This is a genomic window from Stenotrophomonas maltophilia group sp. msm1 (assembly GCF_032025805.1).
In the GTDB taxonomy this organism is placed as follows: domain Bacteria; phylum Pseudomonadota; class Gammaproteobacteria; order Xanthomonadales; family Xanthomonadaceae; genus Stenotrophomonas; species Stenotrophomonas hibiscicola.
Map to the genome: position 1 here is coordinate 1,578,343 of NZ_JAVSKH010000001.1, position 26,546 is coordinate 1,604,888.

General features: G+C 66.3%; 23 protein-coding genes. 14 read left to right on the plus strand and 9 right to left on the minus strand.

The annotated features are described in order from the left end of the window. Window positions 1-296: 296 nt before the first annotated feature. From rpsM to ROV95_RS07090, 6 genes are all read left to right on the plus strand, one after another. The gene (gene rpsM, locus ROV95_RS07065; RefSeq protein WP_004154500.1) at window positions 297-653 is read left to right on the plus strand and encodes a 30S ribosomal protein S13; all 357 of its coding nucleotides are present in this window, start codon (window positions 297-299) and stop codon (window positions 651-653) included. 11 nt (window positions 654-664) lie between these two features. Then, a complete protein-coding gene (gene rpsK / locus ROV95_RS07070) occupies window positions 665-1,054 on the plus strand; it encodes a 30S ribosomal protein S11 (protein WP_004145443.1) in 390 nt (129 codons plus the stop codon). A gap of 15 nt (window positions 1,055-1,069) precedes the next feature. Next, entirely contained in the window at window positions 1,070-1,699 is a 630-nt protein-coding gene (gene rpsD, locus ROV95_RS07075; RefSeq protein WP_004145446.1) for a 30S ribosomal protein S4, read from the plus strand. 55 nt (window positions 1,700-1,754) lie between these two features. Beyond that, window positions 1,755-2,753: a DNA-directed RNA polymerase subunit alpha gene (gene rpoA, locus ROV95_RS07080; RefSeq protein ID WP_005408216.1), complete on the plus strand. Its 999-nt coding sequence runs from the start codon at window positions 1,755-1,757 to the stop codon at window positions 2,751-2,753. A gap of 190 nt (window positions 2,754-2,943) precedes the next feature. Then, window positions 2,944-3,327, plus strand: a complete 384-nt coding sequence (gene rplQ / locus ROV95_RS07085; RefSeq protein WP_005408217.1) for a 50S ribosomal protein L17 — start codon at window positions 2,944-2,946, stop codon at window positions 3,325-3,327. 232 nt (window positions 3,328-3,559) lie between these two features. Continuing rightward, on the plus strand, window positions 3,560-4,066 hold the full coding sequence (locus ROV95_RS07090; protein WP_058980348.1) for a disulfide bond formation protein B: 507 nt from the start codon (window positions 3,560-3,562) through the stop codon (window positions 4,064-4,066). A 63-nt stretch (window positions 4,067-4,129) separates the two neighbouring features. On the opposite strand, the gene ROV95_RS07095 is transcribed toward ROV95_RS07090, so the two are convergent. Continuing rightward, the gene (locus ROV95_RS07095) at window positions 4,130-6,253 is read right to left on the minus strand and encodes a TonB-dependent receptor (protein WP_312543679.1); all 2,124 of its coding nucleotides are present in this window, start codon (window positions 6,251-6,253) and stop codon (window positions 4,130-4,132) included. A 77-nt stretch (window positions 6,254-6,330) separates the two neighbouring features. Here ROV95_RS07095 and ROV95_RS07100 point away from each other — a divergent pair, with 77 nt between their 5' ends. Both ROV95_RS07100 and ROV95_RS07105 read left to right on the plus strand, forming a co-directional pair. Further along, window positions 6,331-7,722 carry a 3-deoxy-7-phosphoheptulonate synthase class II gene (locus ROV95_RS07100; protein WP_155029004.1) on the plus strand — a complete coding sequence of 464 codons (1,392 nt, stop codon included), beginning with the start codon at window positions 6,331-6,333 and terminating at the stop codon, window positions 7,720-7,722. 833 nt (window positions 7,723-8,555) lie between these two features. Then, complete coding sequence (locus ROV95_RS07105; RefSeq protein WP_195670299.1) at window positions 8,556-9,743, plus strand: mechanosensitive ion channel family protein; 1,188 nt, start codon at window positions 8,556-8,558, stop codon at window positions 9,741-9,743. Between the two features lie 72 nt (window positions 9,744-9,815). Here the strand turns inward: ROV95_RS07105 and ROV95_RS07110 are convergent, their stop codons facing one another. Genes ROV95_RS07110 through typA form a run of 3 tightly spaced genes read right to left on the minus strand, consistent with a single transcriptional unit; the run spans window position 9,816 to window position 13,806 of the window. Further along, the gene (locus ROV95_RS07110; RefSeq protein WP_312543684.1) at window positions 9,816-11,438 is read right to left on the minus strand and encodes an amidase; all 1,623 of its coding nucleotides are present in this window, start codon (window positions 11,436-11,438) and stop codon (window positions 9,816-9,818) included. 41 nt (window positions 11,439-11,479) lie between these two features. Then, window positions 11,480-11,947 carry a DUF2127 domain-containing protein gene (locus tag ROV95_RS07115; protein WP_019659569.1) on the minus strand — a complete coding sequence of 156 codons (468 nt, stop codon included), beginning with the start codon at window positions 11,945-11,947 and terminating at the stop codon, window positions 11,480-11,482. A gap of 11 nt (window positions 11,948-11,958) precedes the next feature. Continuing rightward, entirely contained in the window at window positions 11,959-13,806 is a 1,848-nt protein-coding gene (gene typA, locus ROV95_RS07120) for a translational GTPase TypA (RefSeq protein ID WP_026346967.1), read from the minus strand. 265 nt (window positions 13,807-14,071) lie between these two features. Here typA and ROV95_RS07125 point away from each other — a divergent pair, with 265 nt between their 5' ends. The 6 genes from ROV95_RS07125 to ROV95_RS07150 all read left to right on the plus strand — a co-directional run bounded on the left by ROV95_RS07125 (window position 14,072) and on the right by ROV95_RS07150 (window position 20,796). Continuing rightward, window positions 14,072-14,563, plus strand: coding sequence for a peptidylprolyl isomerase (locus ROV95_RS07125; protein WP_005408225.1), 492 nt, complete (start codon window positions 14,072-14,074; stop codon window positions 14,561-14,563). Between the two features lie 118 nt (window positions 14,564-14,681). Further along, window positions 14,682-15,668 carry a malate dehydrogenase gene (locus tag ROV95_RS07130; protein ID WP_005415428.1) on the plus strand — a complete coding sequence of 329 codons (987 nt, stop codon included), beginning with the start codon at window positions 14,682-14,684 and terminating at the stop codon, window positions 15,666-15,668. Window positions 15,669-15,790: 122 nt separating this feature from the next. Continuing rightward, window positions 15,791-16,405, plus strand: a complete 615-nt coding sequence (locus tag ROV95_RS07135) for an RluA family pseudouridine synthase (protein WP_312543689.1) — start codon at window positions 15,791-15,793, stop codon at window positions 16,403-16,405. A gap of 711 nt (window positions 16,406-17,116) precedes the next feature. After that, window positions 17,117-18,997: a propionate--CoA ligase gene (gene prpE, locus ROV95_RS07140; protein ID WP_312543692.1), complete on the plus strand. Its 1,881-nt coding sequence runs from the start codon at window positions 17,117-17,119 to the stop codon at window positions 18,995-18,997. A gap of 193 nt (window positions 18,998-19,190) precedes the next feature. Further along, window positions 19,191-19,694, plus strand: a complete 504-nt coding sequence (locus ROV95_RS07145; RefSeq protein WP_014646066.1) for a hypothetical protein — start codon at window positions 19,191-19,193, stop codon at window positions 19,692-19,694. Between the two features lie 46 nt (window positions 19,695-19,740). Continuing rightward, on the plus strand, window positions 19,741-20,796 hold the full coding sequence (locus ROV95_RS07150) for a suppressor of fused domain protein (protein ID WP_312543698.1): 1,056 nt from the start codon (window positions 19,741-19,743) through the stop codon (window positions 20,794-20,796). Window positions 20,797-20,913: 117 nt separating this feature from the next. On the opposite strand, the gene ROV95_RS07155 is transcribed toward ROV95_RS07150, so the two are convergent. From ROV95_RS07155 to ROV95_RS07175, 5 genes are all read right to left on the minus strand, one after another. Then, window positions 20,914-21,525: a glutathione S-transferase N-terminal domain-containing protein gene (locus ROV95_RS07155; protein ID WP_312543700.1), complete on the minus strand. Its 612-nt coding sequence runs from the start codon at window positions 21,523-21,525 to the stop codon at window positions 20,914-20,916. Between the two features lie 84 nt (window positions 21,526-21,609). Further along, a complete protein-coding gene (locus ROV95_RS07160) occupies window positions 21,610-22,068 on the minus strand; it encodes a cell wall hydrolase (RefSeq protein WP_004154513.1) in 459 nt (152 codons plus the stop codon). Window positions 22,069-22,367: 299 nt separating this feature from the next. Then, complete coding sequence (locus ROV95_RS07165) at window positions 22,368-24,398, minus strand: NADPH-dependent 2,4-dienoyl-CoA reductase (RefSeq protein WP_312543702.1); 2,031 nt, start codon at window positions 24,396-24,398, stop codon at window positions 22,368-22,370. A gap of 139 nt (window positions 24,399-24,537) precedes the next feature. Continuing rightward, window positions 24,538-25,167 (minus strand): hypothetical protein, encoded by a 630-nt coding sequence (locus ROV95_RS07170; protein WP_312543704.1) that lies wholly within the window; start codon window positions 25,165-25,167, stop codon window positions 24,538-24,540. A 173-nt stretch (window positions 25,168-25,340) separates the two neighbouring features. Then, window positions 25,341-26,360 (minus strand): zinc-binding alcohol dehydrogenase family protein, encoded by a 1,020-nt coding sequence (locus ROV95_RS07175; RefSeq protein ID WP_312543707.1) that lies wholly within the window; start codon window positions 26,358-26,360, stop codon window positions 25,341-25,343. Between the last annotated feature and the right edge of the window lie 186 nt (window positions 26,361-26,546).

Genomic DNA, 26,546 nt, shown 5'->3' on the forward strand with positions numbered 1-26,546 from the left:
GACTCCGGCCACACAAACGAAGGGCGGCCCCCGCAGCGGTTCCGGGTGGGGGTGTGATGAGGTGGTCCCGCGCTGGAGTAGCGCGGGCGGCCCCGGGGGATACCCCGGGTCCAACCCCATCCGGCGCCGGAGCCTGGGCACACTCCCCAGGCCGGGTTCATGAAACCAGTGGTTTCACGGGCTTCCATGTAAACCGGAACCTTGTTAGTATCGCTAGTTCACTTTTTTGATCCATCCTGCCGGATTGGCGTGCCCGAGGCGCGCTGTCGGCCATCACTCAGCTGGAGAACCGCGTCATGGCGCGTATTGCAGGCGTCAACCTGCCAGCCCAGAAGCACGTCTGGGTCGGGTTGCAAAGCATTTACGGCATCGGCCGTACCCGTTCGAAGAAGGTCTGCGAAGTCGCAGGCGTTGCTTCGACCACCAAGATCCGCGATCTGTCGGAGCCGGAAATCGAGCGCCTGCGCGCCGAAGTCGGCAAGTACATCGTGGAAGGCGATCTGCGCCGTGAGATCGGCATCGCGATCAAGCGCCTGATGGACCTGGGCTGCTACCGCGGCCTGCGTCACCGTCGTGGCCTCCCGCTGCGTGGCCAGCGCACCCGTACCAACGCCCGCACCCGCAAGGGTCCGCGCAAGGCGATCAAGAAGTAAGGGACTGAGAAATGGCTAAGCCCGCTGCTAAGACCAAGAAGAAGATCAAGCGCGTCGTCACCGACGGCGTTGCCCACGTCCACGCTTCGTTCAACAACACCATCGTCACCATCACCGACCGTCAGGGCAATGCTCTGTCGTGGGCGACCTCCGGTGGCGCTGGCTTCCGCGGTTCGCGCAAGTCGACCCCGTTCGCTGCCCAGGTGGCTGCTGAAAAGGCCGGTCGTGCTGCGCTGGACTACGGCGTGAAGTCGCTGGAAGTCCGCATCAAGGGCCCGGGTCCGGGCCGTGAGTCGGCCGTGCGTTCGCTGAACAACGTCGGCTACAAGATCACCAACATCATCGACGTGACGCCCATCCCGCACAACGGGTGCCGTCCGCCGAAGAAGCGTCGCGTCTAAAGGGAGCGATAAGAAATGGCTCGTTATATCGGTCCTACCTGTAAGCTCGCCCGGCGCGAAGGCGCCGACCTGTCCCTGAAGAGCCCGGCGCGTGCGTTGGACTCCAAGTGCAAGCTGGAGCAGAAGCCCGGCCAGCACGGCGCCACTGCCCGCAAGGGCAAGCTGTCCGACTACGCCACCCAGCTGCGTGAAAAGCAGAAGGTCAAGCGTATCTACGGCCTGCTGGAGCGTCAGTTCCGCAACTACTACAAGAAGGCCTCGACCAAGAAGGGCAACACCGGCGAGAACCTGCTGCAGCTGCTGGAAACCCGCCTGGACAACGTCGTCTACCGCATGGGCTTCGCCGTGACCCGTCCGGCTGCTCGTCAGCTGGTGTCGCACCGCGGCGTCACCGTGAATGGCAAGTCGGTCAACCTGGCTTCGTACCAGGTCAAGGCTGGCGACGCCATCGCCCTGTCTGAAAAGGCTGCCAAGCAGCTGCGCGTCCAGGAAGCCCTGACCGTCGCCGCCCAGCATGACCTGAGCCCGTCGTGGGTTGAAGTGGATTCCGGCAAGTTCACCGGCATCTTCAAGGCCGTTCCGGATCGTTCGGATCTGCCTGCGGACATCAACGAAGCGCTGATCGTCGAGCTGTATTCGAAGTAATTCACATTGGAGAGCCCCCGGCGACGGCCGGGGGTTCACTAGGAGAACCCGCAACATGACGGTTACCGCCAACCAGGTTCTGCGTCCTCGCGGTCCGCAGATCGAACGCCTTACCGACACCCGTGCAAAGGTCGTTATCGAACCTTTGGAGCGGGGTTACGGGCATACGCTGGGCAACGCCCTGCGTCGCGTGCTGCTGTCGTCCATCCCGGGCTTCGCCATCACGGAAGTCGAAATCGACGGCGTGTTGCATGAGTACACCACGGTCGAAGGTCTGCAGGAGGACGTGCTCGAAGTCCTGCTGAACCTGAAGGACGTGGCCATCCGTATGCACTCCGGCGACAGCGCCACCCTGTCCCTGTCCAAGCAGGGCCCGGGCGTTGTCACCGCTGCCGACATCAAGGTCGACCACAATGTGGAGATCCTGAACGGCGACCATGTGATCTGCCACCTGACCAAGGACACGGCGATCAACATGCGTCTGAAGATCGAACGTGGTTTCGGCTACCAGCCGGCTGCCGCGCGTCGTCGTCCGGACGAAGAAACCCGTGCCATCGGCCGCCTGGTCCTGGATGCCTCGTTCTCGCCGGTCCGCCGCGTCGCCTATGCCGTGGAAGCGGCCCGCGTCGAACAGCGTACCGACCTGGACAAGCTGGTCATCGATATCGAGACCAACGGCACCATCGATGCCGAGGAAGCCGTGCGCACCGCCGCCGACATCCTCAGCGACCAGCTGTCGGTGTTCGGTGACTTCACCCACCGCGACCGCGGTGCGGCCAAGCCGGCCAACAACGGCGTGGATCCGGTGCTGCTGCGCCCGATCGACGATCTGGAGCTGACCGTGCGTTCGGCCAACTGCCTGAAGGCTGAAAGCATCTACTACATCGGCGATCTGATCCAGAAGACCGAAGTGGAGCTGCTGAAGACCCCGAACCTGGGCAAGAAGTCGCTCACCGAGATCAAGGAAGTGCTGGCTCAGCGCGGCCTGTCGCTCGGCATGAAGCTGGAGAACTGGCCGCCGGCCGGCGTCGCCAGCCACGGCATGCTGGGCTGATATCGGTAATGCCTGAAGGCTCCACCGTTCGCGGTGGAGCCTTCAACGCAACACAACACGCCACGACGAACCGCAGGTTCGCGGGCAGGCCGTCCAGGACGGAGGGCCAGGACCAACCGCAGTCCGCGCAGCAACGCCAGGATGGCGACAACGATCCGCACAGCCTCATCATTAACCAAGGAATATCACCATGCGTCACCAGAAGTCTGGCCGTAAGTTCAGCCGCACCAGCGCCCACCGCGAAGCGATGTTCAAGAACATGGCCGCCTCGCTGTTCAAGCACGAGCTGATCAAGACCACCCTGCCGAAGGCCAAGGAACTGCGCCGCGTTGCCGAGCCGCTGATCACCCTGGCCAAGGTCGACTCCGTCGCCAACCGCCGTCTGGCCTTCGCCCGCCTGCGCGACAACGAAGCGGTGGGCAACCTGTTCACCATCCTGGGCCCGCGCTACGCGAACCGTCCGGGCGGCTACCTGCGCCTGCTGAAGTGCGGTTTCCGCGCCGGCGACAACGCGCCGATGGCCTACGTCGAGCTGGTCGACCGTCCGGTCGTGGCCGAGGAAGTGGCCGAGTAATCGGACCGCTCCAACGCGACACAGCGAAAGCCCGGCCTCTGCCGGGCTTTTGCGTTCTGGTAGCGCCGGGCCATGCCCGGCGTTTCCGTATCCGCTACGCTCGCCGGGCATGGCCCGGCGCTACCTGCGGCACAATGCGACCCGCACCGTTCCGACAGGCGTCACCTGTGGCGGTTCGAATGGCGCGCGCTCTCGGTTACGCTTGGCGCCCTGATCCATTCGAGCGTTGACGATGAATCCACTGCGCTGGCCCTTCCGCGCCCAGTTCTTCCTGGGCTTCCTGATCTGCGCGGGCCTGCTCGGCTACGCGATCTTCCTGCAGCTCAAGATGGGCCTGGAGCCGTGTCCGCTGTGCATCTTCCAGCGGCTGGCCTTCGCCGCGCTGGGCCTGCTGTTCCTGATCGGTGCGCTGCACGGGCCGTCCAACCGCCCGGGACGCGCGACCTACGGGATTCTCGCCTTCATTGCCGCCGCGGTAGGCGTCGGCATTGCCGCGCGCCACGTCTACGTGCAGATGCTGCCGCCGGAGATGGGCGCGACCTGCGGCCCGCCGCTGAGCTTCCTGCGCGAGACCATGGGGCCGCTGGAAGTGTTCCGCACGGTGCTCACCGGTACCGGCAACTGCGGCAACATCGACTGGACCTTCCTGGGCCTGACCATGCCGATGTGGTCGGGCGTGTGGTTCGTGCTGCTGGCGCTGTGGGCGCTGGTGGTGTCGCTGCGCAGGGTCAAGCGCTGAACGCAGGGTAGTGCCGGCCGCTGGCCCACACCGTGGGAATACCGGCCAGCGGCCGGCGCTACCTCAGAAATCCTGCTGCAGGCTCAGGTAAGCACCTCGGCGCGGTCCCCACTGCGGGGCGAAGACGCCGACACCGCCACCGTCGCGCAGCTGGTAGCTGCGATCCAGTGCGTTGATCACGGCCAGTTGGACGTGCAACGGATGGCCGCTGTCGGCATTGAAGTCGTGCCCGGCGCTGAGGTTCACCTGCAGGTACGACGGCAGCTCGCCGCCGTTGGGTACGCCCTCGATGTCCGAACGCAGGCCGCTGCCGAACACGTAGTTGGCACCGATCCGGTTGTGTCCTGCAAAGGCGTAGCTGAAGCCACCCGATGAGGTCAGTTTCTGGTCGTGGTCGAGGTGGATCCAGTGGTCGGCCACATAGGCCAGCGCGTCCGGATCGAGGTTGTACTGGCTGGTGATCACCTGGGTGCCGATGGCCTTGTTGTACGCCGCGTTGAAGTAGGCGCTGAACGGGCCGTTGCTGTAGTCGGCACTGAACTCCAGCCCACGGATGTGGCCACGGCGATAGTTGAACGTCGAGTAGATGTAGGCGGCGCCGAACTGGCCTTCGTCCTGCAGGCGCGCAACGCGGCGATCGTAGGCGTCCAAGCCCAGGGTGAGGTGGTCGCCCACCTGCTGCGACACGCCGATGTCGTAGTAGTCGCTGCGTTCGGCCAGTGGCGTGTTGTTGCCGCCGCTGGGCTGCTGGTTGGTGGTGCCGTCGTATAGGGCGATATCGCTGCTGGCGATCAGCTCACTGGCCGGTGGCGTGAAGTAACGCGAATAGCCGGCATGCACGGTGGTGCTGTCGCTGGCAGTCCAGACCACTCCCACGCGGGGGCTGAGCTGGCCCTCGGTGTGGCCAAAGGCCTTGTAGCGATCTCCGCGCAGGCCGTAGTTGACGGTCCAGTCGTCGCCGATCTTCCATTCATCCTGCACGTACAGCGCCAGCGTGCTGGCATGGAAGGCACTGCGGTCAGGTATCAGCAGCGGTGTGGTGCTGGACTGCTGGCCGGCGTCATCGACCGGAAACACCCAGCTGCTGTTGCTGGCCCGCGCATTCTCGTAGTTGCCGTACAGGCCATAGCGCAGCGTGTGGTCGTTGCCCAGTGGGGTGGAGAAATCGGCCTGCAGCGTGTTGGCGCGGTTGCTGCGTTGCACCTGCGAGGCGACGCCACTGAACACCAGGTCGCCGACGACATCCGGATGGAATGCCACATCGCTGTAGCGCTGCCCGGCCGAGAGCTGATATGCGGTGCTGCCCAACGTGCCCTGCAGCACCAGCATGCCGAAGCGGGTGGCCTCGCGCTGGGTTTCATCCAGCTGGCTGGAGTCGAAGGTGGTGGTATCGAGGTAACCGAACTGCGGCGTCTGCCCGGGGTTGACCGGGATCTGGAAGCGATTGTTGGCAAAGCCGGCGAACACGCTCAGGCGGGTGTTCTCGTTGACGAGGTAGGTAAGGTCAGCGAACGCTTTGCCCTGGTGGGTGTCGTCGTGCAGCGGCTTGCGCGAGCGGGTCGGGTTCTCCAGGCCAACCTCGTTCTGGTCGTAGTTGCCAGTCAGGAACCAGCTCCAGCGCCCCTGGTTGCCCCACCACGAGGCGTTGGGATTGATCTTGCCGAACGAGCCTGCGGTCAGCCCGGCGCTGCCGCCGTTGCCGAGCTCGGCGCCGCTGCGGGTGGTGATGTCGACCACTGCAGCGGTGCGCTCGCCGAACTGCGCCGGCAGCGCGCCATCCATCAGGCGGATGCTCTTGATGGTGCGTGCATCCAGCGTCTGGCCGAAGCCCGAGATCGATTCGGGCAGCAGCACGCCGTTGATGCGGTACTGCAGATTGGCGTGGTCGCCACGCACGTGCACGCCGCCGTAGGAATCCTGGACCACGCCGGGCGCCTGCAGCAGCACCTGGCTGAGCGGCGCGGAGGCGCCCAGCGGCTGCTTCTGGATGTCCTCGGCGGTGATCTGGTACTGGCTGCTGCCGATGTCCGGCGACAGCGTGTTGCGGGCCTGGTCGAGCTGGGCGTGGACGGTGACCGCGTCGAGGTCCTTCACGGGAGCGGCGGCATCGGCGGCCACGGCGAGGGAAGGCAGGCTGGCCAGGGTCAGGTGGCCAATGGCGATGCCCTTTCCCCGGCGTTCAGTCATGTGCAGACGCCGTTCGGCCCTTTGCGACAGCGGTCGGCTCTGCGACCATGAACGTCCCCCACCTCCGGAAGCCTGCAATGAGCCTGTCCGCCGTTTCGCCTGTCCCCGATCCCGCCGCAGCCGCCACCGGCGCTGCCTGGTCGCCGGAGAGCTGGCGTGGCAAGACCGCGCTGCAGATGCCGACCTACCCGGACCCGGTGGCGCTGGACGCTGCCCTGCACGAGCTGAAGCGGCTGCCGCCGCTGGTCACCTCGTGGGAGATCCTGGCCCTGAAGCAGCAGTTGGCGGAGGCCCAGGAGGGCAAGCGCTTCCTGCTGCAGGGCGGCGACTGCGCCGAGAACTTCAGCGACTGCGAATCGGGCACCATCTCCAACCGCCTGAAGGTGCTGCTGCAGATGAGCCTGGTGCTGGTGCATGGGCTGCGCCAGCCGGTGATCCGCGTGGGTCGTTTCGCCGGCCAGTACGCCAAGCCGCGTTCGGCCGATACCGAGACGCGCGACGGTGTGACCCTGCCGAGCTACCGCGGCGATGTCATCAATGCGCCGGCCTTCACTGAAGCAGCGCGCCTGCCGGACCCGAAGCGGATGCTGCAGGCGCACGCGCATTCGGCGATGACGATGAACTTCGTACGGGCGCTGATCGATGGTGGTTTCGCCGACCTGCACCACCCCGAGTACTGGAACCTGGAATGGGTGAGCCATTCGCCGCTGGCCGCCGAGTACCAGAAGATGGTGGCCTCGATCGGCGATGCCGTGCATTTCATGGAGACGTTGGCCGGGGCCCGCGTGCACAACCTCAACCGCATCGACTTCTACACCTCGCATGAAGCGCTGCTGTTGCCGTACGAGCAGGCACTGACCCGCCAGGTGCCCCGCCAGCAGGGCTGGTTGAACCTGAGCACGCATTACCCGTGGATCGGCATGCGCACGGCTGCGCTGGATGGCGCGCACGTGGAATACCTGCGTGGCGTGCGCAATCCGATTGCGATCAAGGTGGGCCCGTCGGTGACGCCGGACCAGCTGCTGCGCCTGATCGATGTGCTCAACCCGCATGACGAGCCGGGCCGCCTGAGCTTCATCCACCGCATGGGTGCCGCGCAGATCGCCGAGAAACTGCCGCCGCTGCTGGACGCGGTCAAGCGTGATGGTCGCCGCGTGCTGTGGGTGTGCGATGCGATGCATGGCAATACCGAAAGCACCGCCAACGGTTTCAAGACACGTCGCTTCGACAACGTGCGTGGCGAGGTGGAGATGTCGTTCGACCTGCATGCGGCCGCCGGTACGCGCCTGGGCGGTGTGCATCTGGAACTGACCGGCGAGGACGTGACCGAGTGCATCGGCGGCGCGCGCGAACTGACCGAGCGCGACCTGGAGCGCGCGTATCGTTCAACGGTGGACCCGCGGTTGAACTACGAGCAGTCGCTGGAGATCGCGATGGCGATCGTACGCAAGCAGGAGCAAGTGCGGTAAGGGTTTTTCGGCAGGGCTTGCAGCCCTGCACCTGCTACGAGCCAGAGCAACGTCAACGTCAAAAGCGGGCTATCCGTGGGTTGGCGGGACGGTGTCGGAGTGCGGGGACGCCACAAGTACGTCCTTGTAGGCTTGGCAGCCGCATCCATGCGGCTGACACCCCGCACTCCGACACCGCCCCACCTTCGACAGGTTCAGGTCGCTATTGGTGGGTGCCGACCGTTGGTCGGCACATCTGTCAGATGTCGAATGAATCATCCACGCATGGCGTGGATCTACTGGTAACTGCGGCGATCGGCATGCGCGGCTGTTGGTAGGTGTCGACCGTTGGTCGACACGATTTTTCTTTCAGATAGCAGTATTCAAAATGGGCTCCGACCCCGTGCCGACCAACGGTCGGCACCCACCATCAGCAGCAGGTTCCGACAGATCGCAGAAAACTGTCGAAGGCGGGGTGGGTCCGGTTGCGGGGGCGTGAGCCGCATGGGCCCGAGGCATGCCTCGGGCGGGTTGGGCAGGACGCCCAACCCCGGTCTTGCCTTGTGCGCAGGACTGCGCACACGAGCAAGCGGCGACCGAGCTTACATGGGTGAGGGCGCTTTGCTTGCGAAGCACTGCTTCGCAAGCGCCCGAACGCACAGCCGCCAGCGGCTGGGCCGGGCCCCGGAGGGGGACTTGCAGCGCCCCCCGCGACCGGACCCATCCCGCCATCCCACAGGAAACCCGCTTCTGCTTCGGCTGTTGCTGTTGCTTCGGCTCGCAGCAGGTGCAGGGCTGCGAGCCCTGCCGATCAACACCCTCCTTACGAACGACTGACGTGACGCTCATGCGCCATGCGCGAGGCTGTCCGTTCACGCTTTCACGTGGAGGTGGCAAGAGTGCCTTGGGAGCACATGCAGGCCTATGCATGGCCATTGGGTTTGGCCGCATTGGTGGGTGGCATCGGCGCGTGGCTGATCCTGTGGATCTATCATCGGCTGAAAGGGCGTGATCGGCGGCGCGCGCGCATCGGGCGTGTGCTCGGGCTGCCAATGGCCACCGCATGGCCGCTGCTGCTGTTGATTCCCGCCCTGCAGGCCACGCCGCTGCAGGATCCGTTGCTGGGCCATCTGCAGCATGTGCTGCACATCGCGTTGACTGCCTGCTTCATCTGGTTGCTGGTACGTGCGGTGGCGGCGGGCGAGCGCGCAATCCTGCGCAGCCATCCCATTGATGTCTCCGACAATCTGGAAGCGCGCCGCATCCAGACCCAGACGCGCGTGCTCAGCCGGGTGCTGATGGGCGGCATCATCGTGCTGGGCGCATCGCTGGTGCTGCTGACGTTTCCGATGGTGCAGAAGATCGGTACCGCGCTGCTGGCCTCGGCTGGCCTGATCGGCCTGGTGGCCGGTATCGCGGCCAAGCCGGTGTTCGGCAACCTGATCGCCGGCCTGCAGATCGCGTTGACGCAGCCGATCCGCCTGGATGACGTGGTGATCGTGGAAGGCGAGTGGGGACGCATCGAGGAGATCGGAAGCAGTTACGTCGTGGTGCGTATCTGGGATGAGCGGCGGATGGTGGTGCCGTTGACCTGGTTCATCGAGAACCCGTTCCAGAACTGGACGCGGCGTAGTGCCGACCTGCTCGGCACAGCCTTCCTGTGGCTGGATTATCGTGCCCCGATTGCGGCGATCCGTGCTGAACTGGAGCGCATCTGCCGGGGCGAAGCGTTGTGGGATGGCCGAGTCTGCGTGACCCAGGTGACTGAAACCAGTGAGCGTGCAATCCAGGTCCGCCTGCTGGTCAGTGCGCGCAGCTCCGGCGACGCGTTCGACCTGCGTTGCCTGGTACGCGAGCGCATGCTCGATTTCCTCGCGCGTGAGCATCCGCAGTCGCTGCCGCAGGTGCGTGCGCGACTGCAGCATGCAGACGAGCTGGACATGCCGCGTGGTCCTCGTGCACGCACTGCAGATGTGCGTTCGCCGGGAGCTGAAGACGGTGAGGCGGCGATCGTGCCAGCGGAGCCCGACCAGCCGCTGTAGAGCCGAGCCATGCTCGGCTGCTTTCGATTTTCCGTTGAAGCCGAGCGTGGGCTCGGCTCTACAGAAACACGATCACGGCTCGCCGGCGTCGATCAGCGCGTCGGTATCGAAGTGCGGCGGGCGCCGTGCGCGCGTGCGCTGCTCGTAGGCGTAGGCCATCTCGATCAGCTTCGGCTCGCTCCAGGCGGTGCCCATGAACAGCAGGCCGACGGGAAGGCCGTTGATCTGGCCCATCGGCACAGTCAGGCTGGGATAGCCAGCCACGGCGGCAGCGCTGTAGCTCTCGCCGGGGAAATCGTCGCCTTCGCTGCGGATCGGCCACGCCACGCCGGTGGTGGGGGCCACCAGCGCATCAAGCTGGTGGGCGGCGAGGGCAGCGTCAATGCCTTCCGGGCCCGCCAACCGGCGTGCATCGCTGCGCGCGCGGATATAGGCCGGGTCGGCCAGGCCGGCGGTGGCGTCGGCCGCCACCAGCAGTTCCTGGCCGAACAGGCCCAGCTCCTGCTTGCTGTGCGCCTGGTTGAAGGCGATCAGTTCGGCCAGGCTGCGCAGCGGGGCGCGATGGGCGCTGAAGTAGCGCTCCAGCCCGGCCTTGAATTCGTACAGCAGCAGCGTGCGCTCGGCCTCGGCCCAAGCGCCCTGGTTGGGCAGCTCCACCGGCACCACCACGGCGCCGGCGCGACGCAGCTCGGTCGCCGCCTGTTCGATCAGTGGCGGCATGCCCCGGTACTTCAGCAGGGGTGTCTGCAGCAGTCCGATGCGCTTGCCGCGCAGGCCCTGGGGGTCCAGTCGCGCGGTGTAGTCGTAGACCGCGCGGCCGGGCATGGTCGCGGTGGCCGGGTCGGCATCATCGCGGCCGGCGATCGCGGTCAGCACGGCGGCAGCGTCGGCGACACTGCGCGCCATCGGACCGGCGGTGTCCTGGCTGAAGGAAATCGGGATGATGCCGTCGCGGCTGACCAGGCCTACCGTCGGCTTGAGGCCGACGATGCCATTGACCGCCGCCGGGCAGACGATGCTGCCGTCGGTTTCGGTACCGATTGCTGCGCTGGCGAGGTTGGCGGCCACGGCTACCGCGCTGCCGCTGCTGGAGCCACAGGGCGAATGGCTCAGCCGATAGGGATTGCGGGTCTGGCCGCCGCGCGCGCTCCAGCCGGAGATCGAATCATTGCCGCGGAAATTGGCCCATTCGCTGAGGTTGGTCTTGCCCAGCACGATGGCGCCGGCATCGCGCAGCCGACGCACCAGGTAGGCATCGTCCGGACGGAAGCTCTGCAGGGCCAGAGAGCCGGCACTGGTGGCCATCGGCGCGGCGTTGATGTTGTCCTTCAACAGCAGCGGGATGCCGTGCAGCGGGCCGCGCAGGTGGCCGCTACGGCGCTCGCGGTCGCGCGCGGCGGCTTCCTTCAGGGCATCGGAGTTGAGCTCGATCACCGCGCGCAGGCGCGGCCCGGCGCGGTCCAGGGCGGCGATGCGCTGCAGGTAGGCCTGGGTCAGGGTGGTGCTGTCCAGTTCACCGGCGGTCATCCGCGCCTGCAGGTCGGCAATATCGGTTTCGGCGTACGGGAACGGCACGTTGCGGCTCGCAGGTTCGGCCGCATGCGCGCTGGGCGTGGCCGGGCTGCAGCCAGCCGAAAGCAGCGCCGGCAGCGCGGCGAGCAGGCAGGTCAGCAGAGGCGGCAAGGACGGGCGCATGGGGCGGCTTGGTCGGCTCCAATCCCCAGTGTAGCGAGTGCTCAGCGGTGGCGCTTGCGCAGGTCGCGGGCGAGTACGTAGACCACGATCAGGTTGATGGCCAGGATCGTCCACGACGGCCAGCCGGGATGGCGGATGATCGCGAAGATGTCGAAGGGCAGGTACAGGGCAGCGGTCAGGCAACCCAGCCAGGAGGCCCAGGCCTTGGCCCGCCACAGGCCCCAGGCTTCGACCAGGTGCAGCAGTCCGTAACCGATCATCCCCGCCGCGGCCAGGTGGACCGCGTCGGGGCTGATCATGTGCAGCAGCGAGGGCAGGGTGCCGTGGTCCGGATCCAGGCTGAAACGCCGGATCAGGGCCATGATGCCGTGCCGCAGCGGCTGCGGTCCGAGCACTTCCAGCCCGGTGGCAGCCAACAGTGCCAGCATCGCCTTGCTCGCTTCGAGCAGGGCGATGACGTGCAGGCCCGGATGCCGGTGTGGATCCGGGTTGTAGCCGCTCTGGCTCACGGGGTGCTGGCTCAGCCGCCGCGCGAAGCCTTCTTGCGGTCGCTCTCGGTCAGGAACTTCTTGCGCAGGCGGATCTCCTTCGGGGTGATCTCGACCAGCTCGTCGTCTTCGATGAAGTCCAGGGCCTGTTCCAGCGAGTACTTGATCGCCGGGGTCAGCTGGATCGCATCATCCTTGCCCGAAGCGCGCATGTTGGTCAGCGGCTTGGTCTTGATCGCGTTGACGGTCAGGTCGTTGTCCTTGGAGTGGATGCCGACCAGCTGGCCTTCATACACGTTGTCACCTTCGGCGGCGAAGAGCTTGCCGCGTTCCTGCAGTGGGCCCAGCGAGTAGGCCGGGGTGACGCCCGGCGCATTGGCGATCATCACGCCGTTGATGCGCTTGGCAATCGCGCCCTGTTCCTTCGGGCCGTAGTGGTCGAACACATGGAACAGCAGGCCCGAACCCTGGGTCAGGGTCTTGAACTCGTTCTGGAAACCAATCAGGCCACGGGCCGGGATCTGGTATTCCAGGCGCACGCGGCCCTTGCCGTCCGATTCCATGTTCTTCAACTGGCCCTTGCGGGTGCCCAGCTTTTCCATCACGCCGCCCTGGTGGACTTCTTCGATGTCCACCACCAGCTGCTCGATCGGCTCCATCAGCTGGCCGTCGATTTCCTTGATGATCACTTCCGGGCGCGACACGGCCAGCTCGTAGCCTTCGCGGCGCATGTTCTCGATCAGCACCGACAGGTGCAGTTCGCCACGGCCGGAGACCAGGAACTTGTCGGCGTCTTCCAGCTGCTCGACCTTCAGGGCCACGTTGTGGACCTTTTCACGGTCCAGGCGGTCCTTGATCTGGCGGCTGGTCAGGAACTTGCCACCGGACAGGTCCTTGTTGCCTGCGAACGGCGAGTTGTTCACCTGGAAGGTCATCGAGATGGTCGGCTCGTCGACGGTCAGCGCCGGCAGGGCTTCCGGGAAGTCCGGTGCGCAGATGGTGTCGGAGATGGTCAGCTCCTGGATGCCGGAGATGGCCACGATGTCGCCGGCCTCGGCCGAATCCTGCTCGATGCGCTCCAGGCCCATGAAGCCCAGCACCTGCAGCACCTTGCCGTTGCGCTTCTTGCCTTCACGGTCGATGACCGCGACCTGCATGTTCTTCTTCAGGGTGCCGCGCTGGATGCGGCCGATGCCGATCACGCCCACGAAGTTGTTGTAGTCCAGCTGGCTGATGCGCATCTGGAACGGGCCTTCCGGGTCCACTTCCGGCTTCGGCGCGTGCTTCATGATCGCTTCGTACAGCGGGGTCATGTCGCCGTCGCGCACGGTGTCTTCCAGGCCGGCGTAGCCGTTCAGGCCCGAGGCGTAGACGATCGGGAAGTCCAGCTGCTCGTTGGTGGCACCGAGCTTGTCGAACAGGTCGAAGACCTGGTCGATCACCCACTCCGGACGGGCGCCCGGACGGTCGACCTTGTTGACCACGACGATCGGCTTGAAGCCCATCGCGAAGGCCTTCTGAGTAACGAAGCGGGTCTGCGGCATGGGACCGTCCATCGCATCGACCAGGATCAGCACGGTGTCGACCATCGACAGCACGCGCTCGACCTCACCGCCGAAGTCGGCGTGGCCGGGGGTGTCGACGATGTTGATCCGGTTCTTGATGCCGGTCTTCTTGTCTTCCCAGGTGATGGCGGTGTTCTTGGCCAGGATGGTGATGCCGCGTTCCTTTTCCTGGTCGTTGCTGTCCATCACGCGCTCGGCGAGGACGGTACGCTCGGACAGGGTGCCGGACTGCTTCAGCAGCTGGTCGACCAGGGTGGTCTTGCCATGGTCGACGTGGGCGACGATGGCGATGTTGCGAAGATTTTCGATGGACATACGAAAGGGGGCCAGTCGGCGCCGGATTTGGAAAAAGAAGTCCAACATTATACGTCGAACTTGACGATTCGCGAAAAGGTGGATTTCACGCCCGTCACGGGGCCCATTCAGCTGGGCCGCCACACGGCCGAGGCCGCCAGACCGTCGCGCGGGCCGCCGCCGGCGGCTGAAGCCCGGGTCTGCGCCCATGGTCGAAGCCGCCGCCGCCGCAAGGCAGGTGTAAACTAGGTGGCTAGACGCGTTCCCCTCTGCATCAAGGATCTTCATGTCCCTCATCGCCACTTTCGACACCACCCAGGGCCCGATCAAGGTCGAGCTGTTCGCCGACAAGGCGCCGCTGACCGTGGCCAACTTCGTGAACCTGGTCAAGCACGGCTTCTATGACGGCCTGATCTTCCATCGCGTGATCGCCGACTTCATGATCCAGGGCGGCTGCCCGCAGGGCCGTGGCACCGGCGGCCCGGGCTACAAGTTCGAAGACGAAAAGAATGGCGTGAAGCACGAGGTCGGCTCGCTGTCGATGGCCAACGCCGGCCCGAACACCAACGGCAGCCAGTTCTTCATCACCCACATCAAGACCGATTGGCTGGACGGCCGCCACACCGTCTTCGGCAAGGTCCTGGAAGGCCAGGCCATCGTCGATTCGGTCAAGCAGGGCGACGTGATCCATTCGATCACCCTGGAAGGCGACGTCGACGCCGTGCTGGCCGCCCAGGCCGACCGCGTCGCCGAGTGGAACAAGCACCTCGCCGCCTGATCCCCCTTCGAAACGGCCACCCACGGGTGGCCGTTTCCCTGTTCCCCGCCGCCCGCCAGGCCTGCGTGGCTCCGCCCGCGGCGTCCCATCAAACGCTTGCAAGCAAGAGGAAACCCCCATGAAAGCACCCGTTCGTGTTGCCGTGACCGGCGCCGCCGGCCAGATCGGTTATGCCCTGCTGTTCCGCATCGCCTCCGGCGAAATGCTGGGCAAGGACCAGCCGGTCATCCTGCAGCTGCTGGAACTGCCGGTCGACAAGGCCCAGGCCGCCCTGAAGGGCGTGATGATGGAGCTGGAAGACTGCGCCTTCCCGCTGCTGGCCGGCATGGTCGGCACCGATGACGCCGAAGTCGCGTTCAAGGACGCCGACATCGCCCTGCTGGTCGGCGCGCGTCCGCGCGGCCCGGGCATGGAGCGCAAGGACCTGCTGCTGGAAAACGCCAAGATCTTCACCGCCCAGGGCGCGGCGCTGAACAAGGTCGCCAGCCGTGACGTGAAGGTGCTGGTGGTCGGCAACCCGGCCAACACCAACGCCTACATCGCCATGAAGTCGGCCCCGGACCTGAAGCCGGAAAACTTCACCGCCATGCTGCGCCTGGACCACAACCGCGCGCTGAGCCAGCTGTCGGCCAAGCTCGGCAAGCCGGTCGGTGGCATGGAGAAGCTGGTGGTGTGGGGCAACCACAGCCCGACCATGTACCCGGACTACCGTTTCGCCACCGCCGATGGTGCGTCGATCGCCGATGCGATCAACGACCAGGAGTGGAACGCCAACACCTTCATCCCGACCGTCGGCAAGCGCGGCGCGGCGATCATCGAAGCCCGCGGCTCGTCCTCGGCTGCTTCGGCCGCCAACGCCGCCATCGACCACGTGCGTGACTGGGTGCTGGGCAGCAACGGCAAGTGGGTCACCATGGGCGTGCCGTCCGACGGTTCCTACGGCATTCCGGAAGGCGTGATCTTCGGTTTTGCCGTGACCACCGAGAACGGCAAGTACACCCTGGTCAAGGATCTGCCGATCGACGACTTCAGCCAGAAGTACATCGACAAGACCCTGGCCGAGCTGGAAGAAGAGCGCGCCGGCGTCGCCCACCTGCTGGGCTGATGCAGGCGGTACCGGCTCCGGACGGTACGTCTTCCATCAAGGTAGGTACCGACCGCTGGTTGGTACGCAGAAAGCGGGGAGGCTTCGGCTTCCCCGTTTTCATTTGGAATTCCTGGAACCGCATGATCCACCTGCACTACATCGATGACGCACTGCTGGTGGCCGAGAAGCCGGCTGGCCTGTTGTCCGTACCCGGCCGCAGCGCCGAGAACCAGGACTGCGTGGTCGCGTGCCTGCAGGCGCTGTATCCGGATGCGTTGACCGTGCACCGCCTGGACCAGGTGACTTCCGGCCTGCTGCTGCATGCGCGCGGCAAGGACATGCAGGCGGCGTTGTCGATGCAGTTCGAGCAGCGCCAGGTTGGCAAGCGGTATGAAGCGGTGGTGCAGGGGCTGCTCGAACGCGACACCGGCGAAGTGGACCTGCCGCTGATCGTGGACTGGCCGAACCGGCCGAAGCAGATGGTCGACCATGAGCGCGGCAAGCCGGCGCTGACACGCTGGCGCGTAATGGCGCGTGATGTTGAAGCGCGGCGCACGCGCGTGGCGTTGGAACCGATCACCGGCCGCAGCCATCAGCTGCGGTTGCACATGGCCAGTATTGGCCATCCGATTGTTGGCGACGTGCTGTATGACGCGGCACCGGCGCAGCGCGTGCATCTGCATGCGTGCAGCCTGCAGTTCACCCACCCGGTGACGGGCGAGGTGCTCGCGTTCGAGTCTGCGGCTCCGTTCTAGGGGTTCGGCAGGGCTTGCAGCCCTGCACCTGCTACGAACCGGAGCAACGCGAAAGGCCAAGGCGGCTCTGGTTTTCTACTTGTTGGGCGGGGCGGTGTGGGTTGGCAGGACACGCCGTAAACCCCCCTCCGGGGGCCGGCCCAGCCGCTGGCGGCTGTGCGTTCGGGCGCTTGCAAAGCAGTGCTTCGCAAGCAAAGCGCCCTCACCCATGGGGGCTCGATGGCGCCATCCATGGCGCCAACGGTCCTGCCAACCCACACCGCCCCGCCTTCGACAGATCTCCGGTGACGGATGGTCTATCCACGCTTTGCGTGGATCAAATCCATCGGAATCGAATATTTCGACAATTGATCGAAAAGGATCCACGCATGGCGTGGATCTACCGTGTCGACCAAGGTCGACACCCACCAGAGCAATACGCCGTTCCGACAGATGGCAGGAAACTGTCGAAGGCGGGGTGGGTCCGGTTGCGGGGGCGTGAGCGCCATGGATGGCGCGACCGAGCCTCCATGGACGGATTCACGGCGTCCCCCGCAACCGGACCCACCCAGCCAACCCTCAGGAAACCCGCTTCTGCTGTTGCTTCGGTTCTGCGGGTGCAGGGCTGCAAAGCCCTGCAGAACAAACCCACCCCCCTACCAAGGTAGGGCGGCCCGCGCGCCAGCGCCGGACTATCCTCGAACCCATGACTTCGTCTGGGAGGGCTGCGTCATGAACTACGAGGAAACCTACCGTCGCTCGATCGACGAGCCGGAGGCCTTCTGGGGCGAGGAAGCCAAGCGCATCCATTGGCAGAAACCGCCGCAGCAGGTGCTCGACTACAGCAATCCGCCGTTCCGGCGCTGGTTCGTCGGCGGCGAAACCAATCTCTGCTACAACGCCGTCGACCGCCACCTGGCCGAGCGCGCCGACCAGCTCGCACTGGTCGCCATCTCCACCGAAACCAACAGCACCCGCGAAATCACCTATCGCCAGCTGTATCGCGAAGTGAACGACTTCGCCGCCGTGCTCAGGCACCTCGGCGTCGGCCATGGTGACCGCGTGGTGATCTACATGCCGAACATGGCCGAAGCCGTGTTCGCGATGCTGGCCTGCGCGCGCATCGGTGCGGTGCATTCGGTGGTGTTCGGTGGCTTCGCCGCGCACAACCTGGCGCTGCGCATCGACGATGCCAAGCCGAAGCTGCTGATCGCCGCCGATGCCGGCATGCGCGGTGGCAAGCTGATTCCGTACAAGCCGATGGTTGACGCGGCCTGCGCCGAAGCGGCTTCGCCGCCACCGCATGTGCTGATCGTGTCGCGCGGACTGGATGCCGCCGAACCACGCGTGCCGGGCCGCGATGTGGAGTACGCCGCGCTGCGTGCGCAGATCGGTGAGGTCGACGTGCCGGTGCAGTGGCTGGAATCGAGCGAGCCGAGCTACCTGTTGTATACCTCGGGCACCACCGGCAAGCCGAAGGGCGTGCAGCGCGATGTCGGCGGCTACGCGGTGGCGATGGCACAGTCGATGGAAACCGTGTTCGACTGCAGGCCGGGGCAGGTGATGTTCTCCACTTCCGATGTCGGCTGGGCGGTAGGCCATTCCTACAATGTGTACGGCCCGCTGATCGGCGGCTGCACCTCGCTGCTGTACGAAGGGCTGCCGACCAACCCGGACCCGGGCATCTGGTGGGCGCTGTGCGAGCAGTACAACGTGCGCACGATGTTCTCGTCCCCCACTGCCATCCGCGTGCTGAAGAAGCACGATGCGGACTTCATCCATCGCCACGACCTGCGCGCGCTGAAATACCTGTTCCTGGCCGGCGAGCCGCTGGACGAACCGACCGCGCACTGGATCAGCGAAGCGCTCGGCAAGCCGATCATCGACAACTACTGGCAGACCGAGACCGGCTGGCCGGCGCTGACCCTGCTGCCGGGCCTGGAGATGAAGCCGGTGCGCTTCGGTTCGCCGGGCTTCCCCAACCTCGGCTACCGGATGAAGGTGATCGACGAGAACACCGGCGAGGAAGTCGCACCGGGGCAGAAGGGGGTGCTGGTGGTGTCGCCACCGTTGCCGCCGGGCTGCATGAGCACGGTGTGGAACGACGACAACCGTTTCCTGCAGAGCTACTTCAGCCACTTCAAGGAACTGCTGTACAGCTCGCTGGACTGGGCAATCCGCGACGACGATGGCTACACCTTCATCCTCGGCCGTACCGATGATGTGATCAACGTGGCCGGGCACCGGCTGGGCACGCGCGAGATCGAAGAGGCCATTTCGAGCCACCCGCGCGTGGCCGAGGCTGCCGTGATCGGGGTCAAGGACGAACTGAAGGGGCAGGTGCCGCTGGTGTTCGTCACCCTCAAGCAGGGCCTGGATGGCGAGGATCCGGCGCAAGTGGTGGCCGAGATGATGGCCACGGTGACCACCTCGCTCGGCGCAGTGGCCCGCCCGGCGCACGTGCACGTGGTCAACGCGCTGCCCAAGACCCGTTCGGGCAAGCTGCTGCGGCGCTCGTTGCAGGCGCTGGCCGAGCAGCGCGACCCGGGTGACCTGTCGACGCTGGACGACCCCGGCGCGCTGGAGGAGATCCGCCGGGCGCTGGGCCGCTGACCTGCTTCTGCAGGGCCGAGCCGATGCTCGGCTCCGCATGCCTTGCCAAAGCAGCCGAGCATGGGCTCGGCTCTACAGGGGAGGCCGTTGCTGCACCGCAGCTTCCTCCCTGCAATCGGTGCGCTAAGCTCGGTTGCAGGGGGGCGTGTCCGCGAGGGCCCGCCGGAGTGGCGCATCGAGGGAGGGGGAGGCAATGGCATTGCTGCACGCCAAGACGGCTGCTGGCCGTCAGGAAATCGAAGACCGTAGCCGGCGCCTGCCGGCGGCACTGCGTTCGATCCTGCTGATGGTCGATGGCCATCGCAACGACACCGAACTGCGTGGCCTGTTCGAAGGCCTGCGGGCACCACCGGACGCGCTGGAGCAATTGTCAGCACAGGGCCTGATCGAAGTGATCGGCGGAAGCGCAGAGGTGGCGCCGGCGCGCGGCATCAGCACCGGGCGCGAACAGGACCCGGCGCTGTACCAGCAGTTGTACGACGCGATGAGCGAGGCGGTGCGCCGCCACCTGGGCCTGAAGGGCTACTTCATGCAGTTGAAGATCGAACGCTGCACCGATGCGCTGGCGCTGGAGCGCTTGTGCCCGGAGTTGCTGGCGGCGGTGGGCAAGGCGCGCAGCCCGGCATTGGCGCAGCGCTGGTGGCAGGAAACCCAGGCGGCGGTGCTGAACGCTGGCAGTGAGGTCGTGCAGGCCTGAGCCACCGCGTAAAGTGATCGGTTCACTTCCCTACAAGGAGTCCCGCGTGCAGGACGACCACGACGACACCGACACCCCCGGCTGGGACGCGATCAATGCGGCGCTGGCGCCGCTGTATGCCGGGCAGGAGCCACGTCACTTCGGCACCGCGCTTCCGTACACGCTCGGTGGCCAGGATCCGCTCGATGGCATCAGCGTGTACTGGGCGGATGCGCCGGTACCCCACTGGCACTACGTGACCTACGGCTTCTCCGAGCTGTATGCCAAGGAGAGCAGTGATGCCGCCACCAGCGGCTATGGTTTCGAGCTGACGTTCCGTCTCGCCGCCGAAGCCGCTGAGAACGCCGACAGCACGCCGCCGGTGTGGCCGATGAACCTGCTGCAGAATCTGGCGCGTTATGTGTTCGCCAGCGGCAACGTGTTCGAGGATGGCCACCATCTGAATGCCAACGGCCCGATCGCGCTGGAGACCGACACGCGGCTGTGCCATCTGGCGTTCATTGCCGACCCGCAGTTGCCGGCACGCGACACCGCCAATGGCCACCTGCAGTTCCTGCAGCTGGTCGGGCTGACCGATGAGGAGATGGAAGCGGTCAAGCGCTGGTCCACGCGCGGCGTGCTGCAGGTACTGCAGCCGGCAATGCCACTGTGGATCAGCGACCTGCACCGCGGCAACCTGCTGGAGGACCAGGCGCTTGCCGCGCAGGTGCGGGAAGGCAGCGAGCGCGAGGGCTCCAGCACCGGCATGCTGTTCATCGAGACGTTGGACTGGCGGCAGGAGGCGGGCGTCACCACGCTGGTGCTCGGCGCCGGCCAGGTGGCCCGCGTGTGCGAGCTGCTGCCCTTGCGCCTGCGCCACGGCAGATCGCTGGAACTGGCCAGCCGCGACCGGCAGTGGGAATTCATCGCGAACCGGGGCGGTGAAGCGGCGGACGTATCCGCCGACAGCGCGCGCTGGTCACTGGACGAGGCGGGCCTGCAGGCCCTGGCAGGGGTGCGCGCCGAGCGCGGGGTTTACCCGGTGGCGGGGGCGCTGCGCATCGAAGTGGTGCCGACCTACCTGCGCGATGCCAAGGGGGAAGTGATCCGCCAGATCGGCTGATCGCGCGAATGATATCGAGGGGTCGGAGCCGCCGCTGCGCAGGCGGATCCGACCCGTCTGGTGGCCGGTGGGGTCAGATCCGTCCGCCACGCGAACGGCTCTGACCCCTGACCAAGGTCAGGTCAGGCCTTCGGCCTTCAGCGCGGCCTGCACGCCGGCATCGGCATCCATGCGTGCCTTGTAGGCGGCCAGATTGTCCAGGCCCGACAGGTCGACCTTGGTACCGGCGGCCCAGCGCAGGGTGATGTAGAAGTACGGGTCGGCGAAGCTGCGGAAGCCGGCCAGCCACGGCTTGTCGGCCAGCTGCCTGTCAGCGGTCTCGAACAGGCCACGCAGGCGCTTGTGCGCGGCGGCGCGGATCGCATCGAACTGGCTCTCGTCGGAGATGAACTTGCCCGGCGCGAACAGCGGCGAGAAGGCCGGGTGCACGTCGGAATTGACGAACGCCAGCCAGCGGGTGGCTTCGGCGCGCTGGCGCGGGCTGCCGTCACCGCCGAGGCCGGCCTGCGGGAAGCTGTCGGCGATATAGCCCATGATCGCGGCGTTCTGCAGCAGCACGAAGTCGCCGTCGACCAGCGCGGGCACCGCACCGGCCGGATTGATCTTGAGGAATTCCGGACCCTTCAGGGTGTCCTTGTTCAGCAGTTCAACCTCGAACGGCTGGCCGGTCCACTGCAGGGCGATGTGGTCGGCGGTGGAACAGGCACCGGGCTTGCTGTACAGCTTCATGGGAACTCCAGGTGATGCGGGCGGGAAACGCCCACTATCCCAGAGCCTGCCGGCAGGCGGCAACGCTGCCGCCGGCACGGATCGTTACGACTGCCGCGGCTTGAGGTTCTGCACCTTATAGAAGGTGTGATCGCCGATGGTGGCCACCTGGTAGGCATTGCGCCAGTTCGGGCTGGCGATGGACAGCGCGGCGAAGTGGCTGGCACCGGGCACGATCTCGCGGCGCTCGCCGGCCGGCAGCGCCCAGTTGCGCTCGGCGTCGAAAGCGACGTTCATCGCCTCGCTCCACGCCGCGTCATTGCCCAGCTGGGTGCCGGGGGAGACGATGGTCGGTGCGAACTGCTTGCGCGCGGTGACGACCTGGCACATCGAGTCGCCCCACAGGCCGCTGTCAAGGCGACGCAGGGCGACCTCGGCGACGGCCTGCTGGCCGCGCAGGGTCTGGTCGCGGGCTTCCAAGTAAACGGTGGTGCTCAGACACAGTGAATCAGCGGCCGGCTGCGGCAACAACTGCGACAGCCAGAGAATCCAGGCCAGTTTCATATAACTCCTTGCTCCGTATGGGCCGCACCTTCCGGTTCCGGCCGCGGGGGCGACAGGAGGCGGGGTACGACTTGGCGTCATGGGGAGGCGGCCATCGGGGCCGCCCCGTGGGCAGCCCCAAAAAGAATCGATCAGTACTGATCGGTGGGGCCACGCCGGCTCACCGGAAACTGGCTGGTGAGCGGAAAGATGGCGCAAGGTAGGGGGGCATAGCCGAACGCATCGTGAACCGCTCGGCTTGACATTCAGGTTCAACCGGGGTGACGGAAATCACATTCCGTCCCCCATTCAGGCGCTCATCAGAGCGCAGCGGCGACCCGGCTGCCCTGGTCGATGGCGCGTTTCGCATCGAGTTCGGCGGCCACGTCGGCACCGCCGATCAGCTGCGCGTTGATGCCGGCCGCCTGCAGTTCGGCCTGCAATGCGCGGTTCGGTTCCTGCCCGGCGCAGATCACCACATGGTCTACCGGCAGCAACTGTTCGCTGCCTTCCACGCGGATGCGCAGGCCTTGATCGTCCACGCCCAGGTACTCGACGCCACCGAGCATGCGCACGCCCTTGGCCTTCAGTGTGGCGCGGTGGATCCAACCGGTGGTCTTGCCCAGTCGCGCGCCGGGCTTGCCGGCGCTGCGCTGCAGCAGCCACAGGCGCCGCGGTGACGGCTCGACCTCGGGCCGGCCCAGCGAGCCGCGTGCCTCGAAGCTGGCGTCCACGCCCCATTCGGCCATCCAGCGCTGCGGGTCCAGCGACGGCGACTCGCCAGCGTGGCTGAGGAATTCGCCGACGTCGAAGCCGATGCCGCCGGCGCCGATGATCGCGGCAGTGGCGCCCACTTCGACGCGGCCCAGCAGTACGTCCAGATAACTGACCACCTTGGCGTGGTCGGCGCCGGGGAAGCTGACCTTGCGCGGGGTGATGCCGGTGGCCAGCACCACCTCGTCGAAGCCGGCCAGGCTGGACGCGTCGGCGCGGGTGTTCAGGCGCAGCTGCACGCCGGTTTCGGCCAGCTTGTGGCGGAAATAGCGCAGGGTTTCGTGGAACTCTTCCTTGCCGGGGATGCGCTTGGCCACGTTGAACTGGCCGCCGATCTCATCGTGGGCATCGAACAGGGTGACCTGGTGGCCACGCTGGGCCGCGACAGTGGCACAGGCCAGGCCGGCCGGGCCGGCACCGACCACGGCAACCTTCTTCGGCGCGGGGGTGGGGCGATAGACCAGTTCGGTCTCGTGCGCGGCGCGCGGATTGACCAGGCAGCTGGCCAGCTTGTTCTCGAACACGTGGTCCAGGCAGGCCTGGTTGCAGGCGATGCAGGTATTGATCGCTTCCGCGCGGCCTGCACGGGCCTTGTTGGGCCATTGCGGGTCGGCCAGCAGCGGACGTGCCAGCGACACCATGTCGGCGCCGCCGCCGGCGAGGATGCGTTCGGCGACGTCGGGCATGTTGATGCGGTTGGTCGCCACCAGCGGCAGCGTCACATGCGGTTTCAGTTTGGCGGTGACACCGGCGAAGGCCGCACGCGGCACCGAGGTGGCGATGGTCGGAATGCGCGCCTCGTGCCAACCGATGCCGGAATTGATGATCGTCGCGCCAGCCGCCTCGATGGCCTGCGCCTGCTGCACGATCTCGTCCCAGTTGCTGCCGTCGTCCACCAGGTCGACCAGCGACAGGCGGTAGATGATGATGAAGTCCGGGCCGCAGGCCTCGCGGATGCGGCGCACGATCTCCACTGCAAAGCGCATGCGTTGGTTGGCGTCGCCACCCCAGCGGTCGGAGCGCTTGTTGGTGCGCGGGGCAATGAACTCGTTGATGAGGTAGCCCTCCGAGCCCATCACCTCCACCCCGTCGTAGCCGGCCTCGCGGGCCAGCTTCGCGCTGCGCGCGTAGTCGGCGATATGCCGCTCGACGCCACTGGCCGACAGCGCGCGCGGGGTGAACGGGTTGATCGGCGCCTTCAGCTTCGACGGTGCCACCGACAGCGGGTGATAGGCATAGCGGCCGGCGTGCAGCAGCTGCAGGCAGATCTTCGCGCCGTGCTGGTGCGCGGCGGCGGTGAGCTGCCGGTGCGGGCGTACCTCCCAGGGCCAGGACAACTTGCCGCCAAAGGGCTTCAGCCAGCCCACCACGTTCGGTGCAAAGCCGCCGGTGACGATCAGGCCAACGCCGCCCTCGGCGCGTTCGGCGAAGTAGGCCGCCAACCTTGGGAAGTCGCGGGCGCGATCTTCCAGTCCGGTGTGCATCGAGCCCATCAGGACGCGGTTGCGCAGCTGGGTGAAGCCCAGATCCAGCGGGGCGAACAGATGGGGATAGGCGCTTTCGTTGGCTGGCGACATGGTCGATACGCTTGCGTACGGAAGCGCGAAGCGTGCCGCGAAATGGCGGCCGGGGCAAGGGCCGCTGGATCGCGCCTGCAGCGCTGCCCCCGAACTCGGGGGGCGGTAGTGCCGGCCGCTGGCCGGCATTCGGGTCAACTCAGGGCGATTGTGGTTGTCGGCCTGCGGTCGGCACGACCGGGCGGCGGCCGATCCCGAACCAGCCCAGGGTCACGCCGCACAGCGGGCCGATCAGCAGGGCGAAGGCGAGGGTGCCGAGGCCGACGTTGCCGCCCAGCCACCAGCCCAGCAGCAGCACGCTGCCTTCGATGAGGCTGCGCACCTTCCAGATCGCCCAGCCGGTGCGGGCATGCAGGCCGGTCATGAGGCCATCGCGTGGACCCGGGCCGAGGCGGGCGCCGATGTACAGGCCGGTGGCCAATGCCACCAGCAGCATGCCCGCGCAGAACATCGTCAGTTGCCAGCCAAGGCCGACGGCCGGCGGCAGCAGCCACAGCCCGAACTGCGCGGAGGGACCGATCAGCATCACGTTGAGCACGGTGCCGACGCCCGGCTTCTGCCGCAGCGGCCACCACAGCAGCAGCACCAGTGCGCCAATCAAATTGGTGGCCAGGCCAAACGAGAGCGGGGTCTGCGCGGCGATGCCCTGTGACAGCACATCCCACGGCGCCACGCCGATGGCGGCACGGATCATCAGCGAAGCACCAAAGCCGTACAGGAACAGGCCGGTGATCAGTTGCAGCAGGCGCAGGGGCAGGGCGGTGGGCACGGTGGGCTCGGGGGAGAGGAATCTGTTTCCACCGTAATCCCGATTCAGTCACTTAAATAGATACAGATGCCGACCAATCCGCCGCTACAGGCGGAATCTGTAGAGCCGAGCCCATGCTCGGCTGCTTTGCCTGGCACCACCAGCCGAGCATGGGCTCGGCTCTACATGACGCTTCAGTCGTCCCAGCCCACCAGTGCCAGCTTGCCCACCGTGCGTCCGCTGGCCAGGCGCTGATGCGCAATGTCCAGATTTGCCGCATTGATCGTGCCCAGTGACTCACTGAGCGTGCCGCGCAGCTGGCCAGCATCGATCATGCTGGCGGCGCGGCTGAGGATGCGGTGCTGTTCGATGCGGTCGGCGGTGGCAAAGCGCGAGCGCGCGAACATGAATTCCCAGTGGATGCCGATGCACTTGGCCTTGTAGGGATCGCCGATGCGCAGCGGGCCACGTGGCTCGACGATCAGCCCGACATGTCCCTGCGGCGCCAGCAGCTGGCCCAGCTCATCCCAGTACTGGTCGGTGTCGGCCAGGTTGAGTGCGACCTGCACCGCGTCGATGCCGAGCGCATTCAACTGGGCCTGGAGCGGCTGCCGGTGATCAATCACGTGCCGGGCACCCATCTGCCGGCACCAGTCGGCCGAGGCTTCGCGCGACGCAGTGGCGATCACCTCGAAACCCGCATGGCGGGCCAGCTGGATCGCCATCGAGCCGACGCCGCCCGCACCGCCGATCACCAGCAGGTTCTGGCCGGCGTGGCGGCAATCATCCAGCCGCAGGGGCATGCGCTCGAACAGCAGTTCCCAGGCAGTGAGCGTGGTCAGCGGCAGTGCCGCGGCCTCGGCGAAATCCAGCGTGGTGGGTTTGCGCGCGACCAGACGTTCGTCCACCCATTGGTACTGCGCGTTGCACCCCGGGCGGGTGACATCACCGGCGTAATAGACCTCATCACCGGACGCGAACAGGCTGGCCTCGTCGCCGATCGCCTCCACTACGCCGGCCGCGTCCCAGCCAAGGATGCGAGGTGCCTGGAGCGTGGCTGGATCCGTGCTGGCACGCTGCTTGCCGTCGACCGGGTTGACCGAAATCGCCTCGACCCGCACCAGCAGGTCGCGCCCCCGTGGAGGCAGCGGCGGAGGAAGGCGGATATCGCACAACGCGGGGGCGGACTCACGACTCAGGGCGACGGCTTTCATCACGGCTCCGGCTGGGTTCGTGGTTCCATCATAAGGTTCCTCACCTTTTCGCAGAGACGCTGAACTGCTCATCGCAGCGCGCTGCGCAATGTGTCGTTTCCAACGCCTAAACCCCGTCAAACCCTTGCAGCGTGAGGGTCTTGCGGATTTTCATCATCCTGTATAGGGTTTCAACGTCGGACCGAT